The 11814-nt window shown below is 50.5% G+C and carries 12 protein-coding genes; 11 read left to right on the top strand and 1 reads right to left on the bottom strand.

All coding sequences use genetic code 11. From position 1 onward, the window contains the following. From tssM to VH86_RS09995, 6 genes are all read left to right on the top strand, one after another. The gene (tssM, locus tag VH86_RS10020) at positions 1 to 3627 is read left to right on the top strand and encodes a type VI secretion system membrane subunit TssM (RefSeq protein WP_045832808.1); all 3627 of its coding nucleotides are present in this window, start codon (positions 1 to 3) and stop codon (positions 3625 to 3627) included. A 14-nt stretch (positions 3628 to 3641) separates the two neighbouring features. Continuing rightward, positions 3642 to 4352, top strand: a complete 711-nt coding sequence (gene tagF, locus VH86_RS10015) for a type VI secretion system-associated protein TagF (protein WP_038646127.1) — start codon at positions 3642 to 3644, stop codon at positions 4350 to 4352. Between the two features lie 11 nt (positions 4353 to 4363). Further along, positions 4364 to 5374 carry a type VI secretion system protein TssA gene (gene tssA, locus VH86_RS10010; RefSeq protein WP_038646129.1) on the top strand — a complete coding sequence of 337 codons (1011 nt, stop codon included), beginning with the start codon at positions 4364 to 4366 and terminating at the stop codon, positions 5372 to 5374. Between the two features lie 71 nt (positions 5375 to 5445). Next, positions 5446 to 5976, top strand: a complete 531-nt coding sequence (gene tssB / locus VH86_RS10005) for a type VI secretion system contractile sheath small subunit (RefSeq protein WP_045813586.1) — start codon at positions 5446 to 5448, stop codon at positions 5974 to 5976. Next, positions 5976 to 7472 (top strand): type VI secretion system contractile sheath large subunit, encoded by a 1497-nt coding sequence (gene tssC, locus VH86_RS10000; RefSeq protein WP_045832807.1) that lies wholly within the window; start codon positions 5976 to 5978, stop codon positions 7470 to 7472. The genes tssB and tssC overlap by 1 nt, the downstream gene beginning before the upstream one ends. A gap of 132 nt (positions 7473 to 7604) precedes the next feature. Further along, positions 7605 to 8264: a hypothetical protein gene (locus VH86_RS09995; RefSeq protein ID WP_045832806.1), complete on the top strand. Its 660-nt coding sequence runs from the start codon at positions 7605 to 7607 to the stop codon at positions 8262 to 8264. A gap of 197 nt (positions 8265 to 8461) precedes the next feature. Here VH86_RS09995 and VH86_RS09985 read toward each other — a convergent pair whose 3' ends face one another. After that, positions 8462 to 8680: a hypothetical protein gene (locus VH86_RS09985; RefSeq protein WP_045813582.1), complete on the bottom strand. Its 219-nt coding sequence runs from the start codon at positions 8678 to 8680 to the stop codon at positions 8462 to 8464. Between the two features lie 319 nt (positions 8681 to 8999). Between VH86_RS09985 and VH86_RS09980 the strand changes: the two genes are divergently transcribed. The 5 genes from VH86_RS09980 to VH86_RS09965 all read left to right on the top strand — a co-directional run bounded on the left by VH86_RS09980 (position 9000) and on the right by VH86_RS09965 (position 11773). Then, positions 9000 to 9482, top strand: coding sequence for a type VI secretion system tube protein Hcp (locus VH86_RS09980; RefSeq protein WP_045813581.1), 483 nt, complete (start codon positions 9000 to 9002; stop codon positions 9480 to 9482). A 134-nt stretch (positions 9483 to 9616) separates the two neighbouring features. After that, entirely contained in the window at positions 9617 to 10609 is a 993-nt protein-coding gene (locus VH86_RS09975; RefSeq protein WP_045813580.1) for a hypothetical protein, read from the top strand. Further along, on the top strand, positions 10606 to 11013 hold the full coding sequence (locus VH86_RS09970) for a hypothetical protein (protein ID WP_052696598.1): 408 nt from the start codon (positions 10606 to 10608) through the stop codon (positions 11011 to 11013). Before VH86_RS09975 ends, VH86_RS09970 begins: the two co-directional genes overlap by 4 nt. Positions 11014 to 11160: 147 nt before the next feature. Continuing rightward, on the top strand, positions 11161 to 11322 hold the full coding sequence (locus tag VH86_RS25725) for a hypothetical protein (RefSeq protein ID WP_156150580.1): 162 nt from the start codon (positions 11161 to 11163) through the stop codon (positions 11320 to 11322). Between the two features lie 55 nt (positions 11323 to 11377). Further along, positions 11378 to 11773 (top strand): lysozyme inhibitor LprI family protein, encoded by a 396-nt coding sequence (locus VH86_RS09965; protein WP_052696597.1) that lies wholly within the window; start codon positions 11378 to 11380, stop codon positions 11771 to 11773. Positions 11774 to 11814 lie beyond the last annotated feature (41 nt).

The raw sequence follows: 11814 nt of genomic DNA, 5'->3' as shown, positions 1-11814 counted from the left end.
ATGCTGAATATGCTTTTTGCCGTGCTGACCAGCCGCCTCGCCTGGGGTTTTGTCGGTATCACGGCGCTATCATTTATCATCTGGGTGATTGGCCCGGTGTTCTCGATTGTCGATTCGCGGCCGCTTGAACCTGAGCAGAATCGCGTGATCAGTATTGCCTTGCTGTATCTGGTGTGGGGTTTGAGCCAGGCGATTCCTCGCCTCTACAACATGTGGCTCAACCGTAAACTGATGTCGAGCCTGGAAACCCGCCCGAGTGGCGAATCTGAACAGGACAGAAAACGCCTCACCAACGAGGAGCAAGTGCTGGCGAGCCGTTTTGGCGAAGCGACGGAGATGCTGAAAAAAGCGCATTTCCAGCGTCATAACAGCAAAGGGACGCCGTTTTGGGCACAGCGTTTCAGCCGTCAGTATCTCTACCAATTGCCGTGGTACATGATCATCGGCGCTCCGGGGGCCGGTAAAACGACTGCGCTGGTCAATTCGGGTCTGCAATTCCCGCTGGCGGATAAGTTTGGTAAGGCCGCGCTGCGGGGTATCGGGGGCACGCGCAACTGCGACTGGTGGTTTACCAATGATGCTGTGCTGCTGGACACCGCCGGACGCTATGCTACTCAGGAGAGCCAACAGGAGCGTGATGCCAGTGAGTGGCACCACTTTCTGGCGTTGCTCTGCAAATACCGTGGTCGCCAGCCGATCAATGGTGTCATCGTCACCCTGAGCGTGGCGGATCTACTTAGTCAGACGCCGGAAGCCTTGCGCAATCAGGCCCTCACTTTACGTCAGCGTCTAATGGAGCTGCACGACCGCCTCGGTATTCGTTTCCCGGTCTACGTGCTGGTTACCAAAGCGGACTTGTTGAAAGGGTTTCGCAGCTATTTTGCCGGGCTGGATAAAACCCAGCGCGAACAGATATGGGGCTTCACCTTTCCCTGGGCGCAGGCGTCAACGGCCGATTTCGAACTGAGTAGTCAGTTCCAGCAGGAGTATTCGCTGCTGCAACAACGTCTGGATGCCGGGTTAGCCGATACCTTGCTGGCTGAAAGCGACGCGCAGTCGCGCGCGGAAAGTTATCTGTTCCCGCAGGAGTTTGCCGCATTACGTCCGCTGCTGGCCGAAGCACTGGATACCTTATTCGCCCGCTCCGATTTTGAGACCCAGTTCGCACCGCGCGGCATTTACTTTGCCAGCGGCACCCAGGAAGGACTACCGTTTGACCGCGTGATGGGTGAATTAACCCGTGCGTTACATTTACCGGGACAACAGAATGGCGAATCAGGTCGCTGGGATCAGGTTGGCAAAGATGCGCCCATCCCCCCGACCAAAGGGCAAAGTTTTTTCCTGAAAGACATGCTGGAAGATGTGGTATTTCAGGAGTCTGGACTGGCAGCCAGCAATCGCTGGTGGGAACTGCGCAATCGTGCGGGACTTTGGTCCGGCTATTTGGCGCTGCTGGCCTTGGTGCTGATTGCGAGTGGGTTATGGCTGACCAGTTACAGTAAAAACAAAGCCTATTTGCAGGAGATGGCCGCTAAAACGCCGCAGGTTGAGCAACTTGGCGATCAACTGCAAAAGCAGGGAAATGGCGATTTGTTTGCGCTGATGCCTTACCTCAATATGCTGTTGCATCTGCCGGAGAGCAAAGACTTCTCATTGCAGGAACCACCGCTAACGCGTCGTATGTGGTTATACCGTGGCATTGAAGTAAGTGACGCCAGCCAGGCACTTTACAGCAAAGCGTTGAAGCAATTGTTGCTGCCGCAGGTGGCACAAAACATCACCCGCTGGCTGCGTAATGACAACGGCAGTGATGCGGATTACAGCTACGAGGCGCTGAAGGCATATCAGATGCTGTATCAACCTAAGCATTATGACGGCAAGTTCCTGCAAGCCTGGCTGATGCTGAATATCTCGCGTGAGCTACCGCAGAACGTGACCCAGCAGGAAGTCAAACAGCTGGCGTGGCATTTGCAACAGTTGCTGGAAACGCAAATCCAATCCTCGCCTTATGCGCAGGATGATGCGCTGGTAAAGCGCGAGCAGGCGCTGATTAATCAGATGCCGCTATCACAGCGCGTCTACGGACGCCTGAAGCGCCTGCTACAACGTGATGGCAGCTTACCTACGGTTACCCTCGCCGCGCTCGGTGGCCCGCAAAGCGAACTGGTGTTCTCACGTAAAAGTGGAAAGTCGGTTAACGATGGCGTCGCAGGCCTGTATACCCCGGACGGATACTGGCAGTACGTTGATAAGCAAATTGTGCCGGTAACTCAGGCACTGTATCAGGACGATCGCTGGGTATTGGGCGGCACCACGCAACAGGAAAACAGCCAACAGACCGACTTAGCGGTGCGCCGGCTCTATATGCAGGATTACATTCGTCAGTGGGAACAATTCCTCAGCGATATTCAGCTCAATAACAGCGCTGATCTGGCACAGCGTATTAACACCGCTCGTTTACTTTCCGGCAACCACTCACCATTGCGCCAGTTGGTTATCAACCTGAGTAAAGTGTTGACGCTGACGCGTCCGATAACAGATGACAAAGCAGCACAAACCGCGCCGCCAGCGTCAGACAATAGCGCTACCCGCACCTTGCAGGCGTTATTTAGTGCGCCGAAGGCCAGTGCGGCACAGAACGAAGCGAATCCGGCACCAGAACAGGTAGTGGGAGCGCACTTTGCCTCGATTATCGAACTGGCGCAGCCGTTACAGCAGGGCAGTAAAGTGCTGGCGGTGGATGATTTTCTGCACCAGATTGACGATCTCTATCGTTACCTGACCGCGGTGCAAGATGCGGCTAACAGCGGTATGCCACCGCCATCGAGTGATGCCATTAGCCGCGTACAGGCCAGTGCGGGTCGTTTACCTGGTACATTACAAAACATGGTTTCCAGCATGGCGGTGGGGGCCAGTTCAGACGCCCAGCGTCGCGATATGGATAACGTACGCAAACGTATCCAGATGGAGGTGGGCAGTTTCTGTCAGCAGGCTATCGCCGGACGTTATCCGCTGGTGCGCAATGGTCGCAACGAAGTAACTTCCGATGACCTGGCACGCATGTTTGCGCCGGGAAGCGGCCTGATGGACAGCTTCTTTCGTGACAATCTGGCGAGCAAAGTTGATACCACCCACGCGGCCTGGCGTTTCACACCCGGGATTGATGGCAAAACCTTGCCGGGTGGTGAAGCGTTGCTGCGTCCGTTCCAGCAGTCGCAGTCAATTCGCGATGCGTTCTTTACCAATGGCGCGACCACGCCATCTTTTCGCGTCACACTGCGCACGGTAAAAATGGATAACGAAATCCTCACCCTGACGCTGGATGTCGATGGGCAGATCCTGCGCTACAGCCATGGCCCACAGGCGGTACAAATGGTCAGTTGGCCGGGGCCTGGTGGCACCAGTCAAGTGCGTATGCAGCTTGGCTTAACTAATGGTACCACCTCCACGCTGGTCACCAGTGGTCCCTGGGCGCTGAATCGCTTTTTCGATCGCGCCCGGCTGACACAGTCCGGCGGCCTGACGCGCGAAGCCAACTTTAACGTGGAAGGACATCAGGTCACGCTGTCATTTACCCCCGGCAGCATTCGCAACCCGTTCCAGCTTCCCGCTTTTAGCTGTCCCTGAATCGGAGCCTTACGATGACGCAATACGCAGCACCCGGCTGGTACGGCAAACTCCCCAGTGCGGGGGACTTTGTTAAGCGACGCATTCCCGACAGCTTGCTACGGCAATGGTCACACTGGTTTCAGGTGGGGTTACACCACTGGCAAACCAGTGCCGAAGGGGAGAATGCGCCTTCGCGAGCGTTTCTCAGCGCTCCAGTATGGAATTTTGTCGTGCCACCGATGCTCGGCAGCCAACTGGTGCAGATGGGGAGCCTGACCGCTTCACGCGATAGCGTTGGCCGCCACTATCCGCTGTGCGCCCTGCGCCACTTCAGCCCGACAGAATGGTCGCCTGCCATGCTGGGCTATGCGGGCGACTGGTATCAACAGGTCGGCAACACACTACTGCGTGTGGTGCGCGACGGTAGTAGCCCGGAACAGTTGGATCAGGCTTTGCTCAGCATTCCTCTGCCGCAGCAGCCAGAGGAGGAGGCATCAGAGATTCTGGCGATTATTGGTGAAGGGAGCAGCGTGTCGAACCTGAGCTGGCAACTGCCTGCCGACATCTTTGATCCCCAGTTTTACACCAGTTTCTGGTGGACCAATCAAAGCGACGGCTTCCCGTTATACACCCATGTGCATAGTGGCAACTTCACCGCCCAGTTATTTTCGCTGCTGTTTGACCCGGCAGGCGGTGCGAAGCCCGGACGAAATGGACTTTACCCCCCTATGTTTGAATCCTGAGGTGCAACCGCATGACTATTAATCTCGACGCGTTGCTGGCGCCGATCGGTAATGATGACCCTTGCGGCGACAACCTGGAATATCACGCTGATTTTCAGGCGATGGAGCAGGCCAGCGCGGGTAAAGCTGAGCAACAGTTTGGTGAAACCATTATCCCGGCTGAGCCAGCTGACTGGAACCGGGTAGAAAAGCTGGCGACGGAATTGCTGAGCCGCAGCAAAGATTTACGCGTGATGCTGGCCCTCACCCAGGCGTGGACCCATCTTAATGGCCTGCCAGGCTATGCGCAGGGGCTGGAACTGATTGAAAAAGCACTATTGCGTTACTGGGAACCGCTCTGGCCACGGCTGGAAGAGGACGGCGAACAGGATCCGTTCTATCGCATCAATGCGCTGGCACTGCTTGAAGACGCTTCTGCGTTAACGGCAGCCGTGCGCCAGGCCTGGCTGTTACGTCAAGCCTCGGACGGTATCACGCTTCGTGATGCAATCGCCCTGTGTGATGGCAGCAAATTAGAGACACCTGACTACCCAGGCGGGATGGCGCGTCTGCGCGACGAACTGGCGCAGCAGGGGCAACCCGCCGCTGCCACCTTGCAACACATCTATCAATACCTGCAAAGCCTGCACGCGCTGCTCGCCGAACGTCTCGGGGAAAGCGCGGTGCCTGATATGACGCAGTTGCAGAAAAGTTTTGCCTTGCTGGTCAGCCTGACGCAATCCGCAAACTCAGCGGAGGCACTGCCAGATGCTGCTGATGATCAGCCCGCAGACGTGCCAGCATCTACGGCGACTCGTAATGCGCCAGACTGGCGAACAGTACAGCTTACCAGCCGCGCGGATGCCCAATTGATGCTGGAAAAGGTGAAGCAATACTTCGCCCAGCATGAGCCAAGCCATCCGGCGCCGTTAATGATTGACCGCGTACAGCGGCTGGTCGAACTCGATTTTATGGACATCATTCGCGATCTGGCACCGGACGGCGTTCATCAGTTGCAAAACATCTTCGGACGCCACGACTAACGCCGCGTTCCTCATTTCATCACGCAGTGACACCTGCGCGCCTTAACCGCGCATCATTTATGGAGAAAATCATGGCCACTATGAAATCCAGCGGGCAGAAATTTATTGCCCGCAATCGCGCGCCCCGCGTTCAAATTGAATATGACGTGGAGATTTATGGTGCGGAACGCAAAATCCAGCTGCCGTTCGTGATGGGCGTGCTGGCAGACCTCGCTGGCAAGCCACTGGAACCGCAGGCTGCTGTTGATGATCGTAAATTCCTTGAAATCGATATTGATAATTTTGACGAGCGCATGAAGGCGATGAAACCGCGTGCGGCGTTTCAGGTTGAAAACACCCTGACGGGTGAGGGAAAACTCAATGTCGAACTGACCTTTGAAAGCATGGATGACTTTTCACCTGATGCGATTGCCCGCCACGTTGAGCCATTAAACAAGCTGCTGGAAGCACGTACCCAGCTTGCTAACCTGTTGACCTATATGGATGGCAAAAACGGCGCGGAAGAGTTGATTGGCAAAATTCTGCATGACCCGACGCTACTGCAGGCGCTGACGCATCTGCCAAAGCAAGCCGACGTAGCAGAAGGTAAGGAGGAAGAATAATGAGAGAGAAATTGCAACAGCAGGCGGAAAGCGCATCCAGCTTCAGCCAGGATGAATTCAGCGCGCTTCTCAGTAAAGAGTTTCGTCCGAAGAACGATCAGGCGCGGGAAGCGGTTGAAAACGCGGTCAAAACTCTGGCCCAACAAGCGCTGGAGAACAGCGTTACCATTTCCAACGACTCGTACCGCACTATCCAGTCACTGATCGCTGAAATTGACGAGAAATTATCGGCGCAGGTTAACCAGATTATTCACCACCAGGATTTCCAAAAACTGGAAAGCGCGTGGCGTGGCCTGAGTTATCTGGTGAACAACACCGAAACCGATGAGATGCTTAAAATTCGCTTTATGAGTATTTCCAAGCAGGAGCTGGGACGTACCCTGAAACGTTACAAAGGTGTGGGCTGGGATCGCAGCCCGCTGTTCAAGAAAATCTATGAGCAGGAATACGGCCAGTTTGGTGGCGAACCTTTCGGTTGCCTGGTCGGTGATTACTACTTTGATCATGGCCCACAGGATGTGGAGTTGCTGGGAGAGATGGCACGTATTGGCGCAGCGGCACACTGTCCGTTTATTACCGGTGCGGCACCCGAAGTCATGCAGATGGAGTCATGGCAGGAACTGGCGAATCCACGCGATTTGACCAAGATTTTCCAGAACACTGAATATGCTGCCTGGCGCAGTCTGCGTGAATCAGAGGATTCACGTTATCTTGGCCTGGTGATGCCACGTTTCCTTGCTCGTCTGCCATACGGTATCCGTACTAATCCGGTGGACAGTTATGATTTTGAAGAGCAAACGGATGGCTCTGATCATGGCAATTACGCCTGGAGTAACGCCGCCTATGCGATGGCAGCCAACATCAACCGTTCCTTCAAAGAGTACGGCTGGTGCACCTCAATCCGTGGTGTGGAATCGGGCGGGGCGGTAGAAAACTTACCGTGCCATACCTTCCCGAGTGACGATGGTGGTGTGGACATGAAATGTCCAACTGAGATCGCCATCAGCGATCGTCGTGAAGCGGAGCTGGCGAAAAACGGTTTTATGCCACTGGTACATCGTAAAAATTCGGACTTCGCGGCCTTTATTGGTGCGCAGTCATTGCAGAAACCGGCGGAATACCACGATGCCGACGCTACCGCCAATGCGCGTCTGGCGGCGCGTCTGCCGTATATGTTTGCCTGCTGCCGCTTTGCTCACTATTTGAAGTGCATTGTGCGTGACAAAATCGGCTCCTTCCGTGAACGCGATGAGATGGAACGCTGGTTGAACGACTGGGTGATGAACTACGTGGACGGTGACCCGGCTAACTCCTCACAGGAAACTAAGTCACGCAAACCTCTGGCCGCAGCCGAGGTGACCGTTGAGGAGCAGGAAGACAATCCAGGTTACTACGCGGCGAAATTCTTCCTGCGTCCGCATTATCAGTTGGAAGGCCTGACGGTCTCGCTGCGTCTGGTATCGAAACTGCCTTCGCTGAAAAATGACAATGCGTAAGTGTTGAAAAGGATGTGCGATGCCTGAGTCTCACTGAGCAGAACACATCCTAAAACTTTTAAGATGTCAGGCGCTAGAGGGTTTTGCGCCTGATGTCTTCTGGAATCATCGCTGTATAAAAGGATTCGGGATATGGATTCGCCGAAAAGTATTGCTGATGGCATGCTGGCCCTGTTCAATACCAAAAAGAAATCGGATGTTGAGACGTTTATGGTGAGTGCGCTGAGTGGATTTGCCGCGATTCCGGGTGATCTCTATGCGCTGACCAAAGACTTTCTCGATAGTGATCATCGTTGGGATAACGAAACGGATCGCATCCGCTTGATCAGCCTGCTGAAGAAGGGAGCGACAAGTGATGATCTGCGCACGTTGATAAAACTGGTGGTTGAGCAATATTTCAAACGGCTCAGCGAAGAGCAGTTAGAAAAATTACTGGTAAAAATGGGTGGGAGTGCAGCGGGATCTTTTGCGTTTAAATACGTGTTTGTGAATGAGATCGTGTCACGATTCTTTAGCCGGGTCATCCCTAAGTTTCTTTTTAGCGCGGGGATGACAGGGATCATCACCATTGGTGCTTCTGTTTCAAGGTCAATCTATACCTCACGGGATTTGATGAAAAAGAATAGGGAGGTTTATGCCATGTTGCGCGGTGCAGGTGATCTCGATTTACTCTATTTTCTGCTACAAGATAATATTGATCCCTGGCTGGATGCGATTGCACTACAACAGAATAATTCGCCACTCGCGCAACAGGTGTTTTCGAATTTTCTGGAAGGGATACGGGATGTTTAAAAAATCAGCGTTCTATATCATCAGCCTTTTGCTGACCTTTTTATCTGCGCTGATTTTAATAACCTGTGCAGGTTATTATATTCTGTTCTTTGACTGGAATGTCTCTTTAGTGGGGAAAGTTATCCACGCAGTTCTGATAATGATTTCAATAACTGCGTCAATAGCAATCTATGCAGTGGCCGAAAAGCTAAAGCGAACTAATTAAGCGGTTTTTTGTATACTGTTTTATATAAAACAAAAATAATAGCGATGCAGAGCGCTGAAAAGATAACTTTACCGGCAATGATACCTGCAGAAGCAGCATTAAAGTTTTCATAACGAGAAACCAGCACTATCGATTCGATAATATCTGCAATTGAATAGAGTGAGAGCAGCGATAACACTAATATCAGGAATGCTGAGATAACCTTTTTCATATTCGTTCCTTCGGTGAACTTTTGATACGCTGGGCTACTATAGACTATCTGTCAGGTCACTGTCCATGAAATGAGCGCGTGAAGTCCGGGTATGCAAAAAGGAATCAGGTTCTCAATATATATATCGATTTAAAAACGCATACAAATTTTGTCGGGTATGTATCCGGCAATACGTTATCTGAAATATTGTTTACGACACTGTTTCAGAAGCAAGGCAAAGGTAAAATATGGACTGTTTTATTCAGCCCCATGCTTTTCTTTTTGCCATATCCTTGCTTTTTTTAAAGCAACAATCTCAATCAATTAAGAGAGAAAGATAATGGCTATTGATATGTTTATGAAGGTCGACGGCGTTACCGGCGAATCAAAAGACTCAAACCACACTGGCTGGACCGATATTACCTCTTTCTCATGGGGAGCTTCTCAACCAGGCAATATGTCTGTTGGCGGTGGCGGCGGTGCGGGTAAGGTTAATTTCAACGATCTGCACGTCAATGCACTGATCGATAAATCCACCACTGCGCTACTGAAGAACTGCGCCAGCGGTAAACATCTCACGAAGGTCGAACTCTCTATCTGTAAAGCGGGTGGCACTCAGGTTGAGTATGCCCGCATTACACTGGAAGACGTGCTGGTAACTAATGTGAATTATAATGGTTCTGACAATGGCGATACGCTGGGAATGAGCTACTCCTTCCAGGCATCTAAAGTTAAGCAGCAGTATTGGGAGCAGAGCTCTTCCGGTGGTAAAGGAGCAGAAAGCAGTTCAGGCTGGAACATTAAGGAAAATAAAGAGGCGTAATGTTCTTTATTAATTAACTCTGCAGTAATTGTAGCGGCGCGATTTAATTTTATTCAAAGGCACGTGTTAAATCGCGCCGCTACATTACGGTATTCAACGTTATTGAATGCATTGAATTACAAAAGGAGATTGTAATGAGCGGGAAAAGTAGGGTCGAACCAGGTTTTTGTGTGGTGCAGCGTCCTGGAAGGCTCACGGAGCAGGCGATGTTTTTATTTGGCAATCGCAATGTTGCAGCAGCAAATTACTTTTTGCAATTGAATGCAGACGTTGCCTGGGCAAAGCCAGGTCAGATTTTGATTGTGGCCGATCCTGAGGGTAACAACACAACGGCAGCAATGAATGCTCTGAAAGCGGCGAAAACGACCACGAATAATAGTTTGTCACAACTGTCCAGCGATGAAGCGAGCTTTTTTCATCAGCACTACGCCTCGATTGCGGCAATGACGAACTTTATGGACAAGTCCTCGGGTCTGATAGGCGATGCCGGAGAGAAATACTTTGCTGAGATTGGAAAAAAACTGACGGCCATCGAGAGCGCGTACCGTAACCAATATCTCACTTCTGGAACACTATTTGGTGAACAGTTCTTTGTCGAACGCCGTCGCTTGTTTGCTGAGCTTGACATAATGTTGAATAAATTCTCTCGGCTGGTTTTGAGGTTACAGCCTTACGAGAAGCTGAAACATGCGTTGAATCTGTCCAGCTCATCGATTGTTCATGATTGGCAAACGGCGGGAGTTGGCGCCATCCGGGGCTATTCAACTTATGTTGATGGTGCAGCCAAGGCAGCAAAATTTATGAAAGCTGGTGGTTGGGTGTCTATTGGATTTAGCGCGTTGAACACAACGAATGAAGTCTATAAGGCTTGTACAGTTGAGCGCCAAAATGAATGTGGGCGAGTGGCGGTGATTGAATATGCAAAGTTTTCAGGCAGTACAGCGGCTGGAATCTATGGGGGCATTGGCGCTGCATTAGCACTTCGGGGAGCGTGCCTTGCAGTTGGAGCTGCGACTGGACCAGTAGGGCTTCTGACATGTACTATCGTCACTTCAGCTGTCGGGAGTTATATTTCCGCGAAAGGTGCTGAAGTGACTGTTGGCACATTGATGGATAAAATTTTATGAATAGATTTGATTTTTTGTTTTATTTATCTTTGTTTTTTTATTTTATTTTTTTTACCTCCCAGGTTGCTTCTTACTTAATATTCAAGCGCAACCAAGATAAATATGATTTGTTGCTTAGCGATTTCAGGCAAAGAGGTCTGAAGTTAGATCTGATCACAGATATAGCCTCTTTTCTTGGTCCAATGTTTAATGCCCATAAAATTGCTTATTTTTCCAGCCTGTATCACGGCCAAAAAGCCATCCTTGACAAAAAAAAACCGGCTAGTGAAGAATCCTGTGATTTTATCAGGAGTCAACCTATGGAAAGGGTGGGTTGGTTATTGTCTCTCCATAAACTGAATGTCGCGAGTTTTGCAGTGCTTTTTATTGCTGTTGCGTTGAGTCTAATTAACCATTATCTTTAAAGATAATGGTTTCTACGGAAGTTTGAACTAATGTCTTAATCAGTTTATTCAAACGATTGAGCAGGGTGACTGGGAAACAGTAGGTTGCCATAAAGTAGATTCGGTAGGTTTCATTTTAAGAAAGATGATGAAAATGAAAAAATTGCCGTGATTTATACCATTGAAGCCGCTGTTCACTACGGTACCGACTACTATGTTATGGGAGTTAAAGCGGGTGACGGTGTTTACTATGATGATGGTACTACTGAAAAATTCCAGAATTCTTCGCTGAAAAACATTGCTGAATTGCGTAAGGCATATCAAAAGTAAAATTCAGTGGTCTTTATGAGATGGCCGAATTATTTCAAAAAATAAGGGAATTGATGTGAAAAAGGGAATTATTATCTTTCTGTTTATAGGTGTGCTACAGAATTACGCTAATGCGCAGGGTAAATGCAGCGAAGCTGCTAATGATGGTGAGATTTTCGCCTGTTTTAATTCCGCAAAAAAGGCAGCAGAAAGGACGTTAAATAGAGAATATATCGCAGCAAAGAAAAGAATTAATGCTGAGTATTCCGCTTCACCGGCAAATTTACAAAGTTACATGACAACGTTAGCCGATACCCAGCGTGGTTGGCTCAAGTACCGCGATGGCCAATGTAGTCTTGAGTCCTTTATGGCTGAGAAAGGAACCCTCACTCACGATACGCTGACAGATAAATGCGTTGCCAGAATTGATTTGGAACGTGTAGAGCAACTTAAATCGATGCCTTATGAATAATCATTGATAAGTTTTATCTTATTGCTGGCGCCTTTTTGTTG

Source organism: Pantoea sp. BL1, assembly GCF_000963985.1.
Classification (GTDB): Bacteria; Pseudomonadota; Gammaproteobacteria; order Enterobacterales; family Enterobacteriaceae; genus Pantoea; species Pantoea rwandensis_B.
This window is presented reverse-complemented; position numbering and strand designations above follow the sequence as displayed.